This window comes from Amycolatopsis sp. CA-161197 (assembly GCF_050942255.1).
GTDB lineage: Bacteria > Actinomycetota > Actinomycetes > Mycobacteriales > Pseudonocardiaceae > Amycolatopsis.
In genome coordinates, this window is record NZ_CP192059.1 from 329,108 (window position 1) to 350,014 (window position 20,907).

The window sequence follows — 20,907 nt, forward strand, 5'->3', positions numbered from 1 at the left end:
GTACGTGTTGCACGCGTGGTGACGGGGACACGCGCGCAGCACACCTGGCAGGTGGCGGGAGTGACGTCCGTCAAGGCGATCACCTGGGTGACCAGGCTCGCCGGGCTGTTGACGTTACTTTCCGTGGTGGTGCCGTCCGGCCGTAACCTGCGCGGTCACCTGGCCGAGTGGCTGGAGCTGCCTCAGGAAGCGACGGTGGCGGCGGCGACCGTGGCCGTCGTCACGGGCGTGTTGCTGATCATGCTCGCGGCGGGGCTGCGGCGGCGGAAGCGGCGGGCGTGGCAGCTCGCGGTCGGCTTCGCGGTGTTGTTGACCTTGTCACACTTGGGGCTGCGGCACGTGTTCGGCGCGGGCGTCGTGTCGGTGGTGCTGCTGATCGGGCTGATCGTGAACCGGCGCTACTTCGTCGCGGAGCCGGATCCGACGACGGGCCGCTGGCGCGCGGTGCGGGTGTTCCTGCAGCTCGTGCTGGCCGGGTTCGTGATCAACGTGGTGCTGCTGTCGGTGGCGTCCGGGCGGATGCTCGAGCCGCTGAGCTTCCCCGGCCGGCTTTCCCAGTCCGGGCTGGCGCTGGTGGGCGTGAGCGGTCCCGCCGTGTTCCACGGAGCGTGGCTGGAGGACCTGTCCGCGGCGATCGGGCTGCTGTTCAGCATCGCGGCGGTGCTCGTGTCGGCGTACTTCCTGCTGCGCTCGGCGGAGCCCGCGCCGGGGCTGTCGGACGAGGAGCTGGCGCGCCTGCAGGTCCTGCTGACCGAGCACGGTGACCGCGACTCGCTGGGCTACTTCGCGCTGCGGCGCGACAAGTTCGCGGTGTTCTCGAAGACGGGCAAGGCGGCGGTGACGTACCGCGTGATCGCCGGCGTCGCGCTCACGTCGGCCGACCCGCTGGGCGACCACGAGGCCTGGCCGGGCGCGATCGAGGAGTACCTGGAGATCTGCAAGCGCAACGCGTGGGTGCCGGCGGCGATGGGCGCGTCGGAGCTCGGGGCGACGGTGTGGGCGCGCTTCGGGCTGGAGGTGCTGGAGATCGGTGACGAGGCCATCGTCGACACGGCCGGCTTCACGCTGGACGGCCGCATGATGCGTGGCGTCCGCCAGGCGGTTTCGCGGACGCGCCGGGCGGGGTACAAGGTGCTGGTGCGGCGGGCGGAGGACCTGCGGCCGGGAGAGCTGGACGAGCTGGTGCTGCTGGCCGCGGCGTGGCGCGGCACCGAGACCGAACGCGGCTTCTCGATGGCCCTGGGGCGCATGGGCGACCCCGGTTCGGTGATCGTGACGGCGGAACAGGGCGGCCGCGTACGCGGAGTGCTGCAGTTCGTGCCGTGGGGCGCGCGGGGGCTGTCGCTGGATGTGATGCGGCGGGACCGTTCGGCCGACAACGGCGTGAACGAGCTGATGATCTCCGAGCTGCTGGTCTATTCGCGCGAGCACGACATCGACCACGTCTCGCTGAACTTCGCCGCGTTCCGGTCGCTGATGGAACAGGGCCAGCGCATCGGCGCGGGTCCGGTGGCGCGTATCTCGGCGAAGGTCCTGCACTTCTTCTCGCGGTGGATCCAGATCGAGAGCCTGTACCGCTTCAACGCCAAGTTCCAGCCGCGGTGGGTCCCGCGGTACCTCGTGTACCCCGGCGTGCGCGAACTCCCGCGCGTCGGCGTGGCCACCTTCGAAGCCGAGGGCCTCGGCGGCCGTTCCCCCTGGTTGCGGCGGTTGCTGCAACGCTGATCTTCACTTTCGGGGGGTGCCTTCGCGGGGTTTTGGGGGGTGTGTAAGCTATCTGGGCAGTGGTCGTTAAGGCCCAGGAGGCTTCGCCTAGTCTGGTCTATGGCGCCGCACTGCTAATGCGGTTGGGGGTAACCCCCCCTCCCGGGTTCAAATCCCGGAGCCTCCGCTGGTGCCTGTTTCGGCAGGTGCTAGATTAACAACTGAACAAGCGCCCGTAGCTCAGCTGGATAGAGCATCTGACTACGGATCAGAAGGTCAGGGGTTCGAATCCCTTCGGGCGCACGTCTGGTTGAGACAGCAGTACCAAGAAACCCTCTGCATTGCAGGGGGTTTCTTGCTGTCCGGGTGTTGTCCAACCGCGTGGACGCAGCAGACCCCGCCCGGGGCCGTGTCGGGGCGGGGTCTGCTCGCGGTGGTCCGTCGACCACCGCCGGGTGGGCGGTGAGAGTCACGCCCGCCCGGGGTCGGGTCAGGTCAGTACCGGGCGGCCCAGCGGCAGGCCCTTGCCGCCCGTGGCGGCGGACATCGCGCCGAGGTAGAGGTAGACGCCGACGGCGGTGAAGGCGAACGTGACGTAGCCGCCCGCGGTGGCGGCGCCCGGAGCGTTGCCCACGGTGCCGTACAACACGAGGGCGAGTGCGAGGTCGATCAGTACGAACAGCACCGTGAACGCGGCGGGCAGCCGGAGGGTGCCCAGGGTCAGCAGGACGATCGTGATGAGCCAGGCGATGAGGAACACGCCCTGGGTGGCGACCGCGGCGTCCGGCGTGATGCCGAACCAGTTGTGGGCCAGGCCGAGCACCAGTGCCGAGTAGCTGATCCAGAACCCGGTGAAGATGCCGAACACGGAGGCGACGGCGTTCTGGCCCAGCGACAGCGCCCACACGGCGGCGACGAGCTGGCCGAGGCCGGTCGCGGGCAGGATGACCGCGATCGAGGCGCCGACGGCACTCGCCGGGACGTACCCGGTCAGCACCAGGCCGAGCGCGATCGCGCCGACGATGAAGGTGGGCACGCCGATCATGGCGGGGTCACCCACCACCGCGGGCCGCGGCGGGGCTTCGACTTCGGTGGCAACGGCAGTGGACATCGTGTACTCCTCGTTGAGCTGCGAATGATCCTCGAGTGCGGTCGGGTCGGGCGGCGGTCCTGTGATCGGCCGGTCGTGACGTGGTGGCACCAACGCTTTCCGTGCCGAGCCGGGTTGTCGGCGCCGGGTCGAGGTGGCGCGGCGGTCCGTGATCAGCCGGACGTGCCCAGATGCGGTGGTGTCACCCGGTTTCCGTGCCGAGCTGATTGCCGGCGTTGGGTTGGGTGGTCCACCGGTCGGTGATCGGCCGATCCCGCGAGACGCGGTGGCGTCGCCCACGGCCCCGGTGCCGAGCTGGGTTGTCGGCGGTGGGTGCAGTGGCGGGGCCGTCTGTGGCGGGTGGTCTCCCCGGAAGGGGAAAGCCGCTTCAGACGGTTCTGGGCCACAGAGCCGACAGCTCGGGGTGGTCGTCGTCGATGAGGCGGTGGGCCAGGGCGATCGCTTCTTTGGGGTCGATCTGGTCGAAGTCGGGATGGCCCTTGGCGAGGCCCTCGAAGACGGCGGCGAGTTCGCTCGCCGCGGTGGGGGACAGGGTGGTGTCCTGAGTGCACTGCACGTAGCGCAGGCGCAGCACCTCCGAGGCCTGCATCAGCAAGGCGCAGTAGGTGTTCCGCGCGGCTGGTGCTCCGGATCGAGCACCGGACTCTTTGCCCTTCACGCCGACTCCTCTCTCTCGTCAAGTCTCCCGACGTGGCCGGTCAGGCGGCGGTGGCGCGCTTTTTGAGTTCCTTGGCCGCGGCGCCCGGGTCGGCGGCGTTGTAGATCGCACCCCCGGCCACCGCGACGGTGGCTCCGGCGTCGCGGACGGCGCCGATGGTGTCGATCTTGATGCCGCCCGCGATGGAGAACGGCACACCCGCCTCACGCCCGTCCTCCAGCAGCGTGTCGATCGTGTAACCCGGGCGGGCCTGCTCGTCCAGGCCGGCGTGGATCTCCACAAAGGACACACCCAACTTGGAGACTTCCCGGATCCGTGCGACGCGGCCCTCGACCACGGTGATCATGTCCGCCACCACCTGCTTGCCGTACTTGCGTCCCGCCGCCACCGCACCACGCACGGTGTCGTCATCGGCCGCACCCATCACGGTGACCAGATCCGCGCCCGCCTCGAACGCCAGCGCCGCTTCCAGCTCACCCGCGTCGGCGGTCTTCAAGTCCACGAACACCAGCTTGTCCGGATGCGCCGCCTTGATCGCGCTCACCGCACCGATCCCCGCCGCCTTCACCAACGGCGTCCCCAACTCCAAAATATCCACATGCTCGGCCACCTGATTCGCCAACGTCAACGCCGCCGGCAGATCCAGCACATCCAACGCCACCTGCAACCGCACAACCCACTCCTCACAACCAGCCAACAAATTGACCCCCACAACAATCCCCACCTGCCCCACCACCAGCAACACCCCACGACATGCAAAAACACAATCCCCCAATGCGCACAACAAATACCCATGTTTGCCGGACATGCGCAGCTCGGCCCTGGTCAGGAGGGCTCGGCGGCCGGCTTCGGCGTGGGGCCCCGGCCCGTGTGGTGCGGCCAAGCGCCGAACATCGGCAGGTCAAGGGCCATTTCCGGCGGGGGTTCCCGGTACTGGCTGTGCGGCACTCCGCTCGTGGAGGCGCGGCGGCCGTTCGTCAGTGATTCGGTGCCGGTCGTTCGCGATTGGTTGCCAGGGCAGGCGCCGGCGAAGAAGCTGGGAAAAGAACAAGCCGGGTTCAGGGCGACGTTAGCAGAAGGCCGCCCTGGCCGAACCCTCGACGGGCAACGGTGCCTGATTTTGTCCGGCCGTTGCCGAGGTCGAATGTGAGGGAGGACGCCATGAGGTGGGAAACGCGTTATTCCGTGCTGCTCGAGGCGTGCTCCGACGCCGGCCCATGCCGGTATTGACGGATTGATTTCGGACGGTGTTCATACATTGCCTCGGAGCCGCGGCCGGTGGCGGTTATCCGCAGTGGAATTGCGCTTGCGCCGGCTGCCGCAAGGCCCGGGCCAAGCCTGAAGCCGCGACGGCACACGCCGGGATCGCGATCTCCGGAGACGGCGAGCAGTGGTTCCTGCTCAACGCGACCCCGGACGTCCACCACCAGATCGCGGCGGATCCCGCGTTGCACCCCGGCCCGGAGATCAGGAAGACGCCGGTCGCCGGTGTTCTGCTGACGGACGCGGAGTTCGACCACACGATCGGCCTGCTGATGCTGCGCGAGGAGTCTTCGCTGACGGTGTACGGCACATACCCCGTGCTGGAAGCGCTGACCCTGTGGTTCCCGGTCTGCGAACTGCTCAGCGACTACGCGAACCTCACCTGGTCCCAGGTCGACGTCGGCAAGCCGCTGGACCTGGACGACCGGCTGCGCGTGACCCCCTTCCTGACCGGGTCCAAGGCGCCGCGCTACGTCGGGGAGTCCCAGCTTCGCGGCCCGTCGTCGGAGTGGGAGGTGGGCTACCGCCTGGAGGACAAGCAAACCGGCGGGATCGCGGTGTACGCGCCGACGTTGCCCAAGTGGGACGACAAGTTCGCCGCCCAGGTGAGGTCGGCCGACTGCGTTTTCGTGGACGGCACGTTCTGGACGGACGACGAGATGTCCAGCCAGGGCGCGGGAAGCCGGACCGGCCGCTCCATGGGCCACATGCCCGTCAGCGGTGACGACGGCTCGGCCCGCGCGCTGGCCGCACTGCCCGCGAAGCGAAAGATCTACACGCACATCAACAACACCAACCCGATTCTCGACGAAGAGTCCCCGGAACGGCGCTGGGTCACGGACTTGGGCATCGAGATCGGCCGAGCCGGCTTGGAGGTGGAAGTATGAACCCGTGGTCTGCCGAGGAGTTCGAGGCGCACCTGCGGTCCATCGGAGAAAAGCGGTACCACCATCTGCACCCGTTCAACGAGCGGATGCACTCGGGCACGCTGACCGAGGAAGAGTTCCGCGGCTGGGTGCGCAATCGCTTCTACTACCAGATGAACCTGCCGAAGAAGGACGCGTTCATCCTGACCAAGCTCCCCGGCCGGGAGGACCGGCGCCAGTGGATCCAGCGCATCATCGACCACGACGGGCGCACGGGAGACGAGGGCGGTCTCGAGAAGTGGATCCGGCTCGGCGCGGCCGTCGGCCTGAGCCGCGAAGCGTTGTTCGACACCGACACGGTGCTGCCCGGGGTGCGGTTCGCCGTTGACGCCTATGTGGACTTCTGCCGCCAGAAGCCGTGGCTGGAGGCCGTGGCGTCGGCGCTGACCGAACTGTTCGCGCCGGATCTGCTCAGCCGGCGGATCACCGACGTCGAGCACCACTACCCGTGGATCGCCTCGGAAGGCCTGGAGTACTTCCGGGCGCGGCTCACCCAGCAGCCGAAGGACATCGCGCACCTGCTCGACCTGGTGCTCACCCACGCGAAGTCGCGGGAACAGCAGGACGCGTGCGCCCGAGCCCTGGAGTTCAAGTGTGACGTCCTCTGGAGCCTGCTGGATGCCGTGGAGCTCGCGTACAGCAAGAGTTCGTGATGGACGAATCCGACTTGACGGCCATTCCGAAGCTGGCGACCAAAGCGATGCTCAAGCACGACAACGTCCGTGACGTGGAACTGCTCCTGTTGCCGGAGCGGGTCGTGCTGCTGAACAAGTCCGGGGCGGCGATCCTCGGGCTGTGCGACGGCAGCCGGACCGTGCGGCAGCTGGTCGAACAGCTCGAACAGGATTTCGAGGCCGCCGATCTCGCGAACGACGTGATGACGTTCCTCCAGGATGCGCGCGGACGAGGTTGGGTGGTGGTCTCGTGAACGGCACACCGCAGCCGTACGGCCTGCTGGCCGAGGTGACGCACCAGTGTCCGTTGCACTGTGTGTACTGCTCGAACCCGTTGGAGCTGCTCGACCGGCAGGACGAGCTGGCGACCGAGGACTGGCTGCGGGTGATCCGCGAGGCCAACGACCTCGGCGTGGTGCAGGTGCACTTCTCGGGCGGCGAACCCCTCGTCCGCGGCGACCTGGAGACGCTGGTCGCCGAGTGCCGGCGCCTCGGCCTGTACACGAACCTGATCACCAGCGGCCTCGGGCTCACCGAAAGCCGGGCGAAGTCGCTCGTCGAAGCCGGCCTCAACAGCGCTCAGCTGAGCATCCAGGGCGACGCCGCCGAGTCGACCAACCTGGTCGCGGCGAGCAAACGCTTCGACAAGAAGGAAGCCGCCGCACGCATCATCCGTGACGCGGGCCTGCCGTTGAACATGAACGTGGTCCTGCACCGGATGAACCTGTCCCGGCTCGACGCGATCATCGACGTCTGCGTGTCGTGGGGCGCCGAGCGGCTGGAACTCGCGAACTCCCAGTACTACGGCTGGGCCCTGCGCAACCGCGATCTGCTGATGCCGACCAAGGCCCAGCTCGACGACGCGGTCGGCGTCTACGAACGCCGGAAGGCCGAGCTCGGCGAGAGCATGGAGCTCCTCTGGATTATCCCGGACTACTACGAGCCCTACCCGAAGCCGTGCATGGGCGGCTGGGCGCAGAACGCGCTGACCGTCGCGCCCGACGGCACCGTTTACCCGTGCCCGGTGGCCGCGGAGATCACGACGATGACCTTCGCCTCGGTTCGCGACCACGACCTCGCGTGGATCTGGGCGAAGTCCGACGCGTTCCAGGCCTATCGCGGCACGGAGTGGATGCCCGATCCGTGCCAGAGCTGTCCGCGCAAGGAACTCGACTTCGGCGGCTGCCGGTGCCAGGCGTTCGCGTTGACCGGTGACGCGGGGCGCACCGATCCCGTGTGCATGCACTCGCCCGATCACCACCTGGTGCAGGACGCGCTCGTTCGCGCCAATCAGGAGACGGTCCCGGCAGGGAGCCTGGTGTACCGCCGCCCGACGGTGTCGGCGCGCCGGCCCTGACGGATGCCGGTCGACGGCGGGGCCGCGTCAGGCGACAAGCTGACGGAGGCCGAGGCGGCAGCGCGTTCGGCCGAGGTCTCCGACGTCCACTACGCGGTGGCGCTCGACCTGACTGTCGGCGCGTGGAAGTTCGCAACGAGCACGGTGGTCCGCTTCCACGCGCGGTCCGGGGACGCGTTCGTCTTCCTCGACTTCGCGGGGCAAGTCGAGTCGGTCGAGTGCAACGGCCGTGAGCTGGAGCCGGGCGCGCACGAAGGGTCGCGCGTCCGGCTGGCCGTGCGGCCCGGCGCGAACACGGTGCGCGTGACCGGGTTCGCCGAGTATTCGCGAACCGGTGAGGGGCTGCACCGGTTCCAGGACCCGCTCGACGGCCGGGTCTACGTGCACACCAAGTTCGAACCCTTCGCGGCGCACCGAGTGTACGCGTGCTTCGACCAGCCCGACCTGAAGGCCACAGTGGATCTGACCGTCACGGCCGAGGCCGGCTGGGTCGTGGTCGCCAACACCGATCCCGAGGAGCCACCGACGGCCGGCGAGCGCTCGACGTGGCGGTTCGGCCGCACGCCACCGCTGCCGCCGTACCTGGTGGCGTTCGCCGCCGGCCCGTTCCGCCGGCTGCGGTCAAGCCACGGGGAAGTGCCGCTGGCGCTGTACGCGCGTGGCTCGCTCTTCGCGGACCTCACCCGCGACGCACCCGAGCTCTTCGCCGTGATCGGGCGTGGGCTCGACTTCTTCCGCCAGTTGTTCGACCTGCCGTACCCGTTCGCCAAGTACGACCACGTCTTCGCGCCCGAGTACGCGTTCGGCGGCATGGAACACCCGGGCTGCGTGACGCTCAACGAGCGGTTCGTGTTCCAGCACCGCGTCACGGCGGAAGCTCGGCGACATCGGGCCGAGGTCCTGCTGCACGAGATGGCGCACATGTGGTTCGGCGACTACGTGACGATGCGCTGGTGGGACGACCTCTGGCTGAACGAGGCTTTCGCGACGATGATGGCCGTTGTCGCGCAGGCCGAAGCAACGCCGCACGGGGAAGGCTGGACCGCGTTCACCCACCACGCCCTGCCGGCGGCCCGGCACGCCGACCGGCTGCCCACCCGCCACCCGATCCGGGTGGAAACCGCCGACACCGACGCCGCGCGGTCGAACCTCGGCCCGATCGTCTACCTGCGGGGCGCGGCGGTGCTCCACGACCTCGCTTCGCGCGTGGGCTGGGAAACGTTCGTCGCCGGCGTGCGGACCTTCCTGCGGACGCACGCGTGGAGCAACGCGGGCCTTGACGACTTCGTGGCCGCGCTGCGGAAGGTGTCCGACGAGGACGTGGACCGGTGGGTCGACGAATGGCTGCTGCGGAATGGAGTCGACACGGTCGAGGTCGTTCGCGGCCGTGTGGTGCAGGTTCCCGATCCGGAGGCACGGCACTTGACGGTGCGCGTCGCCGCGTTCGACGAACACGAGGGCGAGCTGGTGCTGCGGCATCGGGAGCACGTGTCGCTGGGTCCTCGCGGGGGCGCCCGTGACTTCGCCGGAGAACTGATCGTGCCCAACGACGACGCGGTGAGCCACGTGAAGGTCAGGCTGGACCCGCGGTCTCGGCGGGCCGCCTTGCGTGATCTGTCCACACTGGACGATCGGCGGACGCGGGCCGTCGTGTGGGGTGCGCTGTGGGACGACGTGCTCGACGCGCGCCTGCCCGCCCGCACCTATGCCGCGGCCGTGCTCACCCACGGCGTCCTGGAGAGCGATATCGGTGTCCTGGAAGCACTTGTGGAGCGTGCGGTGCGGGCGGTCGAGCTCTACGGGGACCCGGCCGACCGGGACCGGCTGCTCGAAGCCGTGGCACGCCGGGTGCGTGCGCAGCTGGCCACCGCGGCGCTCGGCAGTGACCGCCGGCTGGTTTTCGCCCGGGCTCTCGTCGACGTCAGCCGGGATCACGGTCTGCTGGGCGACCTCGTGCGCGGCCGGTCGCCGTGGCCGGACCTGGAAGTGGATCGGGACCTGCGGTGGCGCGCGGTGGTCCGGCTGGCCTCGACCGGGGGCGACATCGACGGAGTGTTGCGCGTCGCGCGGGAGGCCGATCCGGGGGACAACGGAGGCAGGAACGCCTTGACGGCGGAAGCCGCACGGCCAACCCGGGCCGCCAAAGAAGAAGCTTGGACGCGGGTGTTCGGCGAGGGTTTCTCGCTCGCGGAACGGAAAGCCGTCATGGCGGGGCTACGGCAACCGGGGCAGGAGGACTTGCTCACCCCGTACGCGGACCGCTACCTGCGGGCGCTGGAGAACCGCGCCGACGAGCCTGGGTTCGCGGTGGCGTTCGCCCGGGGGCTCTTCCCGCGGTTCACGACCAGGGAGGACGTCGTGCTGGCGCGCACGGATCTCTTGCTCGAGAGCGGGCGGCTGCCCGAGAACGTGCGCAAGGTCGTCCGCGAGGAGCGGGCCGAGCTGGCGCTCATGCGCGCCGCGCGGGCGTGTGACGCGGCGCGCTGAGCCCGGCAACAAGGTGGATGGCGCAAGGTCCCGGTGCTCTGTGCAGGCCGGAACCTTGCGCCAGCAGGAGTCCCGCCCGCGGACTCGGCCGAACACCGCGACGGCGAGAAAGGGAACAAAACTGTTACGGTTCTCCCGGGAGAAAGCAGCTGCGGCCCGGAATCCAGAACTTCGTCGCCGAACTATGGTCGCCGCGACGAAATTGCGGCAAGCCAGGGCGAACGAATGGCGGTGAATCCAGGACGAACGGTGCCGGTGCTGCCACGAAGGGGAACTCGAGTCCCTTGACGGCCGGCAGTCCGTCGTGTTGAGATTGCCGAACGGGTGCAGTTCACGGTCTCTTCGCCGCCACCCGATTGAGCCGAACGCCCGTATGTGGCGTGGTGCACACCGTTCATGTCCGCACGGCGCGCGTTCGTGTCGAACAGATTGACCACGCAATCCGAGGCCGGGCACGCTCGTTGCACACCGGGAGCCGCCGGTGTAGCCGACAACTGCATTTCGGTCGAGCGAAAGGTGGAATCGTGGTTCTTCCGTCAAAGATGCCTCAGCTCGCCGACCTCGATCTCCTGCTGTCCGTGGAAAGTCACGGCAGTGTGGGAAAGGCCGCGCAGGCGCACAGTCTTTCCCAGTCCGCCGCCAGTATCCGGATCAGCGCGATGGAACGCCGTCTCGGTCTTCGGCTGCTGGAGCGTTCTCCCACCGGTTCGAAGCTCACCGAAGAAGGAGAAATGCTGGCGAAGTACGCCCGCAACGTGATGAGTGCCGCGCGGGAGTTGCTGGAGTTCGGATCCGGGGCTCCGGCCGCGGAGGCGAAGCGGCTGCGGGTCGCGGCCAGCCCGGGCGTTTCCGAGCATTTGATCCCCGAGTGGCTGAACCGCTCCGGGTTCTCGTTCGGCGAGGCCCGGGTGGAGGTGCAGACCGGCAGCATCGACGAGCTGCGCCGGCTGATCCGGGCGAGCCACGTCGACCTCGCGTTCATCGATGGCTGGTGCCAGGCTGGAAGTCACGTGCAGAAGCAGTTCGGCGACGACATGGTCACCCGGTACATCTGCGACGACAGGTTGGCCGTGGTGGTCGGCGCGAAGCACCCGTGGGCCAGGAGGACCCGGCCGTTGACCGTGCGGGAGCTGGCGGCCGCGCCACTCGTCCTGCGCGAGCGCGGCTCGGGGCTGCGGGAGTTCACGGACGAGCTGCTGGTGACTGCGCGCGCCCCGCGCAGTTACGTCGAACTTCCCTCCAGCGCCGCGATCAAGCAGGCGGTCGCGACGAGCCAGCGGGTGACCGTGCTGAACATTTCCACCGTGCGGTCCGAACTCGCGGACGGCCGGCTGCACCTGGTGGCAGTTGACCAGGAAATGCCGGCGAAACCGATCTACGCGGCGTGGAGTGAGCGCCGCGAGCTTCCGGAGTACGCGCGGGAACTGGTGGAGATCGCGGCTTCGAAAGGAAGTCCGATGCCGGTATTCGTGCCTGGGCAGAAAGTCAACGGCAGTGGGCTCGCGGTCGCGAAAACCACCACGAAAACGTAATACGACGGTCACCGTCGGTCGATTCGCAGGAGGAGCAAGGTAGATGTCAGCACTGAACAAAATCGCGCGCACGCTCGTCTCCAACCGGCGCGGTATTCTCGCTGCCGACGAAAGCATCGGGACGATGTCTTCCCGCCTGGAGAAGGTGGGGGTCGAGCCGTCGGAGGAAAGCCGCCGGGTCTACCGCGAACTGATCGTGACGACTCCCCGCCTCGCGGAATCGATCAGCGGCGTCATTCTCGCGGACGAGACTTTCCACCAGAAAGTGACCAACGGGCGCACGTTCCCGGAGTTCCTCGACGATCTGGGGATCCTCGCCGGGATCAAGGTCGACACCGGAGCGAAGCCGCTGGCCGGCGCGTCGGACGAGAAGATCACCGAAGGGCTCGACGGGCTGCGCGAACGCGTCGCGGACTATGTGCGAGGCGGCGCGACCTTCGCCAAGTGGCGCGCCGTGATCACGATCGGCGACAACGTGCCGTCGGAGCGCGCGGTGCACGCGAACGTGCACGCGTTGGCGCGGTACGCGGGCCTGTGCCAGGAAGGCGGCCTGGTGCCGATCGTGGAACCCGAGGTGCTGATGGACGGTTCCCACTCGCTGGCGCGGTGCCGGCAGGTGACGACGTCCGTTCTGGAGGTGCTGTTCGAGGAGCTCGACCTGATGCGGGTGCAGCTCGATGGCATCGTCCTCAAGCCCAACATGGTCGTCGCCGGGTCCGGCAGCGGAGAGCAGCCCTCGGTCGCCGACGTCGCGAAGGCCACAGTGGACACTCTGCGCGCGACGGTGCCGGCGTCCGTGCCGGGCATCGCCTTCCTCTCCGGTGGGCAAAGCCCGGAGCTGGCGACCGAACACCTCGGGGCGATGCAGAAGCTCGACCCGTTGCCGTGGGAGCTCACTTACTCGTTCGGCCGGGCGCTGGTCGGGCCGGCTCTGGAGACGTGGCGGGGCGACGAGAGCAAACGGGCCGCGGCCCAGCAGGTGCTCTCGGACCGGGCCGTCGCGAACGCCGCTGCCCGCTGAGCGCTCGAGCCGGGGCGCCGCCCGCGGTGCCGGCGGTCGGCGCCTTCCTGAAGAGGGCGACCGGATCGATGAGGTGGTCTGCCGGTCCGGTCGCCCTCGGTTCCGTGTTCACGACAGCCATCTTCACCGACCAGTCCGAGGGGATTGAGGTTCATGGAAACCATGGAATGGGGCACCGGCGTCGACGGACTCGATCACGCCCTTGCGCTCGAACTCGTGCAGGTCACCGAAGCCGCCGCGCTCGCGGCCGCCAGGTGGGTCGGGCACGGTGACGAGATCAGCGGCAAGGCCGCCGCCGTCGAGGCGATGCACAACGTGATCGGGTCGGTGCCGATGCGTGGCGTCGTGGTGCTCGGCGAGGACGGGAAGCGACTGGTCAAGGGGGATGTGGTCGGCTCCGGAGCCGGGCCGGCCTGCGACGTCGCGATCAACGCGGGTGACGGAGCGCTTTCCGTGGCCAGGGACGTGCCGAACGCGCTCGCGGCGGTCGCGGTGGCCGAGCGTGGAGCGTTGTACGACCCGCCGCCGGATGTGGCCATGGAGAAGCTGGTCGTAGGTCCCGAGTGCGCCGGCGTCGTCGAGCTCGACCGCCCGGTGAGCGAGAACCTGCGCGCGGTCGCCTCGGCCAAGGGCGGCCGGGTCTCGGACGTCGTCGTCGCCGTGCTCAACCGGCCCTGGCACCGGGAACTCGTGCACGAAATCCGCGACGCGGGTGCGCGCGTGCACTTGATCGAGGGCGGCGAGATCGCAGGTGCGATGGCGGTGGCCCGCCCCGAGAGCCCGGTGGACGTCTTGCTGGGCACCGGGGGCGCGGCGGAGGGGGTCATCGCCGCGGCTGCCCTGTCCTGCCTCGGCGGGTCGGTGCAGGCGCGGTTGCGGTCGGACGGCTCCGGCACCCGCCACGACGTTCTCCACACCGGCGACCTGGTCCGTGGCGAGCGCATTCTGTTCTGCGCCACCGGGGTGACCGGCAGCGAGGTGCTGCGCGGGGTGCAGCAGCACGCCGGCCGGACCACGACACAGTCCATTGTGCTGTGTTCGCGGCCGGAAACGGCGCGGATCGTCAAAACCCAGCACCGATCCGCATGAGCGGGTACGAGCCCCTCATCACGGGTTACCGCGGCCTGATCTGCGATCTCGACGGCGTGGTCTACCGCGGCGCGGACGCCGTCCCCCGGGCGGTGGAGACCTTGAACCGGGTGACGGCGGACGGCGTCCCGGTCGTGTTCGCCACCAACAACGCGTCGCGCCCTCCCGAAGACGTGGGCAACCACCTGCGCGGCCTGGGGATCGCCCCGCGCGGCTGGTCGGTCGTCAACAGTTCGCAGGCGGCCGCGGCCCACCTGGCGCGGCAGCTGGCTCCGGGGACGCGGGTGTGCGCGGTGGGCGGGCCGGGCGTCGCCCAGGCGCTCGCCGAAGCCGGCCTGACGCCGATCCGCGTCGCGGATCTGAGCGGCGGACCCGTCGAGGCCGTGGTGCAGGGGCTGGGATCCGACGTCACCTGGACCGAGCTCGCGGAGGTGGGCCACCTCGTCGGCACCGGAGTCACCTGGGTGGCCACGAACGTCGACCTCACGTTGCCCACGCCGTACGGAGAGGCGCCCGGCAACGGCGCGCTGGTCGCGTTGGTGCAGACGGCGGTCGACGCCGCGCCCCACGTCGTCGGCAAGCCGCAGGCCGCCCTGTTCGACCTGTCCCGCGCCCGGCTCGGTACCGATCGGCCGGACACCCTGGTGTGCGGGGACCGGCTGGAGACCGACATCGAGGGCGCCAACGCGGCCGGCCTCGACTCGCTCTTCGTCCTGACCGGGATATCCCGGCTCCGGGACCTGGCGTTCGCCGAGCGAGCCGCGCGTCCGACGTATGTGGCCGCCGATCTGAGCGGACTGCACGAACCCGCCCTGGCGTTGTCCGCCGACTCGGGCGAGCAGGTCGTCGACCTCGGGCCCGACGCCGTCCCCCGAATGCCGAACGGCGGCGACGACGGCCAGGCCTTGCGGTCAGTCGTCACCACGGCGTGGGCTGCTCGCGACGCCGGTCGTGCGCTCTCCGACGACGAAGGCCGGTGGGGCGAGATCGAACGGCAGCTCGGGCTCCTCTGAGGTCACTGTCCGGGCAACGCGGGCGGTTCGCCCGTGCGCTCGTAGTCGGCCAGCAGGTCGATCCGGCGCTGGTGGCGGCCGCCCTCGAACTCGGTGCCGAGGAACGCGTCCGCGATGCGCTCGGCCTCCTCGACGGTGTGCATCCGGGCGCCGATGCCGGCCAGCTGCGCGTTGTTGTGCTGCCGGGCCAGCTTCGCCGTGTCGACGTTCCAGGTCAGCGCGGCCCGGGCGCCGGGCACCTTGTTCGCGGCGATCTGTTCCCCGTTCCCGGAACCGCCGATGACGAGACCGAGACTGCCTTCGTCGGCGACCACGCGCCGCGCCGCCTCGACGCAGAACGGTGGGTAGTCGTCATTCGCGTCGTAGGTCGCGGGGCCGACGTCGATCACCTCGTGGCCGAGTTCCGTGAGCCTTTTGACGAAGTGGTTCTTGAGTTCGAGTCCGGCGTGATCGGAGCCAAGATAAATTCGCACGAGAACAGTCTAATTCCGGATTTGTGAATCGGTCCTTCGTTATTTGCCGGACGGGCATGAGGATATTCGATGGGACAGTTGACGTCCTCGCTCGCGGACTCGTAGCCTGTTTCTGGAGTGTGCCCGGACCGCGGGGCTCGACATGCTCCGCTCGTGGCCAGGTTCTCGCAGGTCGACGGCGTGTCCGGGTGGTTGGGACGGCTGTCGCGCGGGGTGCCGTCGGTGAGCGTGGCCCCTCCACTCGTCGGCCTCGGGGCGCCGTTCGACACCGGTTCCCGACCACTGGTTCAAGGTCGGTTGCGACAACTGCGTTAAATCGATGATGCTCTTTCATGACCGCGAAATTTCGTGACGTTGTCCGCGAAATTGCGCGGATCACGAATGTCCGGTTTTGGCTCAGTCGCCGGGCGCAGCCAACAGCTGAGGAGGAAAACATGCAGTGGGAAACTCCGGAGTACACGGTCGTCGAGGTGTGCGCTGAGGCCACCGGCTACTTCTACCGGGGCTGACAGCCGGGCTCCACGGCCCGTGCCGCTTGATTTCTCGTAGCCGCGGCAGCCGGCCGAAGTCCGCGGCCGGGCTACGTCTGTGTCGCCGCAAGGCCCCGGAGCGAGTGAACCGTTCGCGCCGGGGCCTTGTGTCGCACGCTGAAAACAGTGCCTGCCGAGAATCGATTCTTGTGCGCAGTCTCCCTCCCCGGTGAACCCTGGTTGATCTGTTGAGGTGGTTCGGGTGTCTCTTGAATTCCTTCCGTTGATAGCGCTTGCCTTCGGCCTCAGTCTCGACAACTTCCGCTCGTCGATCGCCATCGGCACCATTCCCTTCGGCTGGCGTCGTGCCGTGCAGGTCGCCCTCGTCTTCGGGGTGTGGGACGCCGTGAGTCCGCTGCTGGGCGGCTTGATCGGCCACTTCCTGGGCGACTTCCTCGGCGACTGGGCGGACTACGTCGGGGCGGCCGCGCTCGGCTTGTACGGCGTCTACTTCATCGTCGGAGCGATCCGGCACCCGGAGCCGGCGGAGGAAGACCTGGACCACCCGTGGGTGACGCTCTTCGGGATGCCGCTTTCGCTGAGCATCGACAACTTCGTGGCGGGTGCGGGCCTGGGGATCGCGGGGTTCTCCCTCATCGTCCCCATGGTGGCCTTCGGCGCCATGACGGTGATCATGTCGCTGGCCGGACTCTTCGTCGGGCGGATGGCCGCCAAGGTCATCCGGATCCGCGCCGACCTGGTCTGCGGTATCTCGCTGCTCGGCGCCGCGATCCTGCTCCCGCTGGTGTTCGACTGATCGGCGCGGCCGGGGAGGACCTCCATGCCCGAGAATCCCGACACCCACGTCTACCGCACCTACGACCGGGTCCTGGAAGAGTCACAGCCGGCCCGGCGGCGCAACCACCCCACGGCGAGCGGCAACCCCAACGACTGGTGGCCGAACCGGCTCGACTTGAAGACCTTGCACCGCAACCAGCCCGCGGACAACCCGCTGGACGCGGATTTCGACTACGCGGCGCAGTTCGCGACGGTGGACCTCGACGAGCTGGCGCGTGACGTCGACGAGGTGCTCACGACCTCGCAGGACTGGTGGCCCGCCGACTTCGGGCACTACGGCCCCCTCGTGCTGCGCATGGCCTGGCACGCCGCGGGGACCTACCGGGTCAGCGACGGCCGAGGCGGTGCGAGCGCCGGGATGCAACGGTTCGCCCCGTTGAACAGCTGGCCGGACAACCGCAACCTGGACAAGGCTCGCCGGTTGTTGTGGCCGGTCAAGAAGAAGTACGGGCGCAGGATCTCCTGGGCGGACCTGATGGTTTTCGCCGGCAACCGGGCACTGGAGTCGATGGGCTTCAAGACCTTCGGGTTCGGCGGCGGGCGGGCCGAGGTGTGGGTGCCCGACGAGACGTACTGGGGGCCGGAACGCAAGTGGCTGGCGGACGACCGGCACAGCGGCCGCCGTGACCTCGACGAACCGCTGGCGGCCAGCGACATGGGGCTGATCTACGTCGACCCCCAAGGCCCCGCCACCAACCCCGACCCGGTGCTCGCGGCCCGCGACATCCGGCAGACGTTCCGGCGGATGGGCCTGAACGACGAGGAGACGGTCGCGCTGATCGCCGGCGGCCACACGTTCGGCAAGACCCACGGGCTGGTGGACCCGGCCGTGCGCCTCGGTCCCGACCCCGAAGCCGCGCCGCTCACCGCGCAAGGCCTGGGCTGGGCCAACGAGCACGGCACCGGCAAGGGCCCCGACACCACGAGCAGCGGACTGGAGGGGATGTGGACGCGCACGCCCGTGACGTGGGACCACACCTTCTTCGAGACGCTGTTCGAGTACAAGTGGGACGTCGAGCTCAGCCCGGCCGGGCTGTGGCAGTGGATCCCGGCCGACGGCCAGGGTGAGGGCACCGTGCCGGACCCGTACGACCCGGACGAGAAGCACCACCCGGTCATGCTGACCACGGACCTGTCCCTGCAGGAGGACTCGGTCTACGAGTCGATCTCCCGGCGGTTCCTGGAGCATCCGGACGAGTTCGAGGACGCGTTCGCGCGGGCCTGGTTCAAGCTGACGCACCTCGACATGGGCCCGATCGAGCGTTACCTGGGGCCGCTCGTCCCGGCGGAACGGCTGATCTGGCAGGACCCGGTCCCGGAGCCGGACCACGAGCTCGTGGACGCGGCCGACGTCGCGGCTCTCAAGCGCGAGGTCCTCGATTCGGGTCTGACGGTCGCGCAGCTCGTCGCCACGGCGTGGGCCTCGGCGTCGACGTACCGCGACAGCGACAAGCGCGGTGGGGCGAACGGGGCGCGGCTGCGGCTCGAGCCGCAGCGCGGCTGGGCGGTCAACGAACCGGAGCAGCTGGCCGTCGTCCTGCCCGTGCTGGAGGCGATCCAGGAGCGGTTCAACGCCGCGCAGCCGTCGGGCAAACGGATTTCGCTGGCCGACTTGATCGTGCTCGGCGGGTGCGCCGCGGTGGAACACGCCGCCGCGGCCGCCGGCCACGTCGTCGACGTCCCGTTCCGCCCCGGGCGCACCGACGCCACGCAGGACTGGACCGACGTCGAGTGGTTCGACGCGTTGCGACCCCTGGCCGACGGCTTCCGCAACTACCTCGGCGACGGATTCTGGATGTCGCCGGAGCACCTGCTGGTGGACCGGGCGAACCTGCTGACCTTGACCGCACCCGAGATTGCCGTGCTGGTCGGCGGACTGCGCGTGCTGGGCGCCAACCACCGCCGGTCGCCGCTGGGCGCGTTCACCTCGGCGCCCGGGACGTTGACGGACGACTTCTTCGTCAATCTGCTGGACCTGGGCACGCAGTGGGCGCCGAGGCGGAACGCCGACGTCTGGACGGTCGTCTACGAAGGCCGCGACCGGGGCACCGGCGAGCTGAAGTGGATCGCGAGCCGGGTCGACCTCATCTTCGGGTCGAACTCCGAGCTGAGGGCGCTCTCGGAGGTCTACGCCGCCGAGGACGCCGGCGCGAAGTTCGTGCGCGACTTCGTGTCCGCGTGGGTCAAGGTCATGGAGCTCGACCGGTTCGACCTGCGCTGACCGGCCGACCCCGCTCGCTCAGCCGCGGAACTTGTGCACGTCGCATGCGCAGTACATGAGCCGGCAGGTGAAGCACGCGGGCCGGTCGACGCACGCGATGCACGGCCCGCAGTGCACCGGCTCGGTGTGCCGCGCGAGATCGCCGGACTCGTAGGACTCCCCGCAGTTGAAGCACGGCAGACGCTCGATTTCCGCGTCGTGGGTGGGTGTCGACGACTGGCTCATCGGATCGCCTTTCGTTGTGTTCCCAAAGACCGAGGGATTTTCCCGGCAACGCAAAGGAACCCGTCCGGTGATCGAGGAGCCTCGATCACCGGACGGGTGTCAGGGGGACCGTCGGGAAGTCACCCCGGGTTGCGCTTTCCGATCACAGGGAGAACGTGATCAGCGCGGCACCGTGACCCTGGCCGGACATGCCGGGGACGATGCCTTCGAGCCAGCCACCCCAGCCGACCGGGACCGAGATGTACTGCTTGCCATCAAGGGACCACGTCGACGGGCTGCTGTGGTGACCACTGCCGCACTGGAAGCTCCAGAGCTTCTCACCGGTCTCGGCGTGCAGCGCCATGAACTCGCCCGCCGGCGTGCCGGCGAACACCAGGTTGCCCGCGGTGCTCAGGGTCGAGGCGGCCATCGGGAAGGGCAGCCGGTAGCGCCACTTCTCCTCACCGTGGGAGTCGAACGCGCTGACCGACCCGGCCATGTTGTCGACGTCGACCTCGACGGCGGCACCCCAGTAGGGCATGCCTTCCTTGAACTCGCGACGACGGCGGGTGGCCGTGGCGCCCACGTCGGCGACCGGAACGTAGAACAGGTCGTGCTCCGGGTTGTAGGAGGCGTGCGTCCACTCCTTGGCACCGGCGGGGCCGGGGTAGAAGTGGCAGGGCTCGCCTTCCTTGTCCGGGTACTTGCGCGGGGTCACCTTGCCGTCGCGGGTGATCACGCCCCAGTCGATGCGGTCGACGAACGGCGTCACGTGCTGCAGCTCGCCGTTGGTGCGGTCCAGGACGAACATGTACCCGTTCTTGTCGAAGTGGGCCAGCAGCTTCTTGCCGTCCCGCTCGAACAGGGTCATCTCCATCGTGGAGTCGTAGTCCCACAGGTCGTGCGGCGTGAACTGGTAGTGCCACTTGATCTCGCCCGTGTCGACGTCCAGCGCGACCACGCTGTCGGTGTAGAGGTTGTCCCCTTCACGGACCTCGCCGTCGAAGTCGGGAGCCGGGTTGCCGGTGCCCGCGTAGTAGAGGTTCAGCTCCGGGTCGAACGTTCCGGTGACCCAGTGGTTCGCGCCACCGCGCTGCCAGGCCTCGCCGTCGGCGGGCCAGGTCTCGGAGCCGGGCTCACCCGGCTTCGGCACGGTGTAGGTGCGCCAGCGCCGCTCGCCGGTCTCGAGGTCCCAGCAGTCGATGTGCCCGCGGACGCCGTACTCGCCACCGGCGGAACCGGTGATGAGGGTGTCCTTGACGACCAGCGGAGCGATGGAAGCGCTCTCTCCGGCGCGCACGTCGCCGATGGTCTTCTGCCAGACCTTCTGCCCGTTGGTGGCGTCGAGCGCCACCAGCTGGGCGTTCTGGGTCACCATGTACACCTTGCCGTTGGCCACCGCGCAGCCGCGGTTGACGTTGGCACAGCACAGGGTCACGTCGATCGGGATCGCGTGCTTGTAGCGCCACAGCTGCTCGCCGGTCCGGGCGTCGAGCGCCCAGAGCCAGCCGTCCCAGCCGGTGACGAACATGACGCCGTCGATCATCAGCGGGCTGGCCTCGAAGGCGTAGGTCGACGTGGAGGCGATCATGCCCGTCGCGCTCGCCTGGTGGATCCAGGCGACCTTGAGGTTCTTGACGGTGTCGACGTTGATCTGGTCGAGCAGGCTGTGCCGCTTGCCGTCGTAGGCGCCGTAGTACGTGATCCAGTTCTGGGATTCGTTGCGCGCGTCGAGGATGCGCTCGTAGTTGACGCCGCGCGTCACGTCCGGCGCGCTGTGCGGCAGGTTGGAGAGCTTGTTGTGGTTGAACGCCTTGCCGGCGTCGATGTATTCGAGGGTCATGGT

19 protein-coding genes and 2 tRNA genes are annotated in these 20,907 nt (G+C 69.0%); 15 read left to right on the forward strand and 6 right to left on the reverse strand.

Features of this window, described 5'->3' with window-relative positions:
* Positions 1–15 precede the first annotated feature (15 nt).
* The 3 genes from ACQPXB_RS01615 (at position 16) to ACQPXB_RS01625 (ending at position 2,007) form a co-directional block, all read left to right on the forward strand.
* Positions 16–1,725, forward strand: coding sequence for a phosphatidylglycerol lysyltransferase domain-containing protein (locus ACQPXB_RS01615; protein WP_432849197.1), 1,710 nt, complete (start codon positions 16–18; stop codon positions 1,723–1,725).
* 76 nt (positions 1,726–1,801) lie between these two features.
* Positions 1,802–1,891 (forward strand) — tRNA-Ser (locus tag ACQPXB_RS01620).
* 42 nt (positions 1,892–1,933) lie between these two features.
* Positions 1,934–2,007, forward strand: a tRNA-Arg gene (locus tag ACQPXB_RS01625).
* A 187-nt stretch (positions 2,008–2,194) separates the two neighbouring features.
* Here the strand turns inward: ACQPXB_RS01625 and ACQPXB_RS01630 are convergent.
* From ACQPXB_RS01630 to hxlA, 3 genes are all read right to left on the reverse strand, one after another.
* On the reverse strand, positions 2,195–2,815 hold the full coding sequence (locus ACQPXB_RS01630) for a GPR1/FUN34/YaaH family transporter (RefSeq protein ID WP_432849198.1): 621 nt from the start codon (positions 2,813–2,815) through the stop codon (positions 2,195–2,197).
* A 367-nt stretch (positions 2,816–3,182) separates the two neighbouring features.
* Positions 3,183–3,473, reverse strand: coding sequence for a hypothetical protein (locus ACQPXB_RS01635; protein WP_366577345.1), 291 nt, complete (start codon positions 3,471–3,473; stop codon positions 3,183–3,185).
* Between the two features lie 40 nt (positions 3,474–3,513).
* Entirely contained in the window at positions 3,514–4,218 is a 705-nt protein-coding gene (gene hxlA / locus ACQPXB_RS01640; RefSeq protein ID WP_432849199.1) for a 3-hexulose-6-phosphate synthase, read from the reverse strand.
* 502 nt (positions 4,219–4,720) lie between these two features.
* On the opposite strand from hxlA, the gene pqqB reads away from it, so the two are divergent.
* The 9 genes from pqqB to ACQPXB_RS01685 all read left to right on the forward strand — a co-directional run bounded on the left by pqqB (position 4,721) and on the right by ACQPXB_RS01685 (position 14,835).
* Positions 4,721–5,623 carry a pyrroloquinoline quinone biosynthesis protein PqqB gene (gene pqqB / locus ACQPXB_RS01645; RefSeq protein ID WP_432849200.1) on the forward strand — a complete coding sequence of 301 codons (903 nt, stop codon included), beginning with the start codon at positions 4,721–4,723 and terminating at the stop codon, positions 5,621–5,623.
* Positions 5,620–6,315 carry a pyrroloquinoline-quinone synthase PqqC gene (gene pqqC / locus ACQPXB_RS01650; RefSeq protein ID WP_366577351.1) on the forward strand — a complete coding sequence of 232 codons (696 nt, stop codon included), beginning with the start codon at positions 5,620–5,622 and terminating at the stop codon, positions 6,313–6,315. Before pqqB ends, pqqC begins: the two co-directional genes overlap by 4 nt.
* Positions 6,315–6,590 carry a pyrroloquinoline quinone biosynthesis peptide chaperone PqqD gene (pqqD, locus tag ACQPXB_RS01655; protein WP_432849201.1) on the forward strand — a complete coding sequence of 92 codons (276 nt, stop codon included), beginning with the start codon at positions 6,315–6,317 and terminating at the stop codon, positions 6,588–6,590. Before pqqC ends, pqqD begins: the two co-directional genes overlap by 1 nt.
* Positions 6,587–7,693, forward strand: coding sequence for a pyrroloquinoline quinone biosynthesis protein PqqE (gene pqqE, locus ACQPXB_RS01660; RefSeq protein ID WP_432849202.1), 1,107 nt, complete (start codon positions 6,587–6,589; stop codon positions 7,691–7,693). The genes pqqD and pqqE overlap by 4 nt, the downstream gene beginning before the upstream one ends.
* A 3-nt stretch (positions 7,694–7,696) precedes the next feature.
* Positions 7,697–10,180: an aminopeptidase N gene (pepN, locus tag ACQPXB_RS01665; RefSeq protein ID WP_432849203.1), complete on the forward strand. Its 2,484-nt coding sequence runs from the start codon at positions 7,697–7,699 to the stop codon at positions 10,178–10,180.
* A 380-nt stretch (positions 10,181–10,560) separates the two neighbouring features.
* On the forward strand, positions 10,561–11,712 hold the full coding sequence (locus ACQPXB_RS01670) for a LysR family transcriptional regulator (RefSeq protein ID WP_432849204.1): 1,152 nt from the start codon (positions 10,561–10,563) through the stop codon (positions 11,710–11,712).
* A 43-nt stretch (positions 11,713–11,755) separates the two neighbouring features.
* Positions 11,756–12,733: a class I fructose-bisphosphate aldolase gene (locus tag ACQPXB_RS01675; protein WP_366577360.1), complete on the forward strand. Its 978-nt coding sequence runs from the start codon at positions 11,756–11,758 to the stop codon at positions 12,731–12,733.
* 153 nt (positions 12,734–12,886) lie between these two features.
* Complete coding sequence (locus ACQPXB_RS01680) at positions 12,887–13,822, forward strand: fructose-bisphosphatase class II (protein WP_432849205.1); 936 nt, start codon at positions 12,887–12,889, stop codon at positions 13,820–13,822.
* Positions 13,819–14,835, forward strand: coding sequence for an HAD-IIA family hydrolase (locus ACQPXB_RS01685; RefSeq protein ID WP_432849206.1), 1,017 nt, complete (start codon positions 13,819–13,821; stop codon positions 14,833–14,835). Before ACQPXB_RS01680 ends, ACQPXB_RS01685 begins: the two co-directional genes overlap by 4 nt.
* A 2-nt stretch (positions 14,836–14,837) precedes the next feature.
* Here ACQPXB_RS01685 and ACQPXB_RS01690 read toward each other — a convergent pair whose 3' ends face one another.
* A complete protein-coding gene (locus tag ACQPXB_RS01690) occupies positions 14,838–15,308 on the reverse strand; it encodes a ribose-5-phosphate isomerase (RefSeq protein ID WP_386956737.1) in 471 nt (156 codons plus the stop codon).
* A gap of 332 nt (positions 15,309–15,640) precedes the next feature.
* Here ACQPXB_RS01690 and ACQPXB_RS01695 point away from each other — a divergent pair, with 332 nt between their 5' ends.
* The 3 genes from ACQPXB_RS01695 (at position 15,641) to katG (ending at position 18,857) form a co-directional block, all read left to right on the forward strand.
* Positions 15,641–15,817 carry a hypothetical protein gene (locus ACQPXB_RS01695; protein WP_360608428.1) on the forward strand — a complete coding sequence of 59 codons (177 nt, stop codon included), beginning with the start codon at positions 15,641–15,643 and terminating at the stop codon, positions 15,815–15,817.
* A gap of 223 nt (positions 15,818–16,040) precedes the next feature.
* A complete protein-coding gene (locus tag ACQPXB_RS01700) occupies positions 16,041–16,595 on the forward strand; it encodes a manganese efflux pump MntP (protein ID WP_366577365.1) in 555 nt (184 codons plus the stop codon).
* Positions 16,596–16,619: 24 nt separating this feature from the next.
* Positions 16,620–18,857: a catalase/peroxidase HPI gene (gene katG / locus ACQPXB_RS01705; protein WP_432849207.1), complete on the forward strand. Its 2,238-nt coding sequence runs from the start codon at positions 16,620–16,622 to the stop codon at positions 18,855–18,857.
* An 18-nt stretch (positions 18,858–18,875) separates the two neighbouring features.
* Here katG and ACQPXB_RS01710 read toward each other — a convergent pair whose 3' ends face one another.
* The gene (locus tag ACQPXB_RS01710; RefSeq protein WP_366577369.1) at positions 18,876–19,082 is read right to left on the reverse strand and encodes a recombination activating protein 1; all 207 of its coding nucleotides are present in this window, start codon (positions 19,080–19,082) and stop codon (positions 18,876–18,878) included.
* A 142-nt stretch (positions 19,083–19,224) separates the two neighbouring features.
* Positions 19,225–20,904 carry a PQQ-dependent dehydrogenase, methanol/ethanol family gene (locus ACQPXB_RS01715; RefSeq protein ID WP_366577371.1) on the reverse strand — a complete coding sequence of 560 codons (1,680 nt, stop codon included), beginning with the start codon at positions 20,902–20,904 and terminating at the stop codon, positions 19,225–19,227.
* Positions 20,905–20,907 lie beyond the last annotated feature (3 nt).

Coding starts and splice junctions, on each gene's coding strand:
- ACQPXB_RS01630 (WP_432849198.1), bottom strand. CDS start 2,815: ATGTCCACTGCCGTTGCCACCGAAGTCGAAGCCCCGCCGCGGCCCGCG.
- pqqC (WP_366577351.1), top strand. CDS start 5,620: ATGAACCCGTGGTCTGCCGAGGAGTTCGAGGCGCACCTGCGGTCCATC.
- pqqD (WP_432849201.1), top strand. CDS start 6,315: ATGGACGAATCCGACTTGACGGCCATTCCGAAGCTGGCGACCAAAGCG.
- pepN (WP_432849203.1), top strand. CDS start 7,697: ATGCCGGTCGACGGCGGGGCCGCGTCAGGCGACAAGCTGACGGAGGCC.
- ACQPXB_RS01675 (WP_366577360.1), top strand. CDS start 11,756: ATGTCAGCACTGAACAAAATCGCGCGCACGCTCGTCTCCAACCGGCGC.
- ACQPXB_RS01680 (WP_432849205.1), top strand. CDS start 12,887: ATGGAAACCATGGAATGGGGCACCGGCGTCGACGGACTCGATCACGCC.
- ACQPXB_RS01685 (WP_432849206.1), top strand. CDS start 13,819: ATGAGCGGGTACGAGCCCCTCATCACGGGTTACCGCGGCCTGATCTGC.
- ACQPXB_RS01695 (WP_360608428.1), top strand. CDS start 15,641: ATGACCGCGAAATTTCGTGACGTTGTCCGCGAAATTGCGCGGATCACG.
- katG (WP_432849207.1), top strand. CDS start 16,620: ATGCCCGAGAATCCCGACACCCACGTCTACCGCACCTACGACCGGGTC.
- ACQPXB_RS01710 (WP_366577369.1), bottom strand. CDS start 19,082: ATGAGCCAGTCGTCGACACCCACCCACGACGCGGAAATCGAGCGTCTG.
- ACQPXB_RS01715 (WP_366577371.1), bottom strand. CDS start 20,904: ATGACCCTCGAATACATCGACGCCGGCAAGGCGTTCAACCACAACAAG.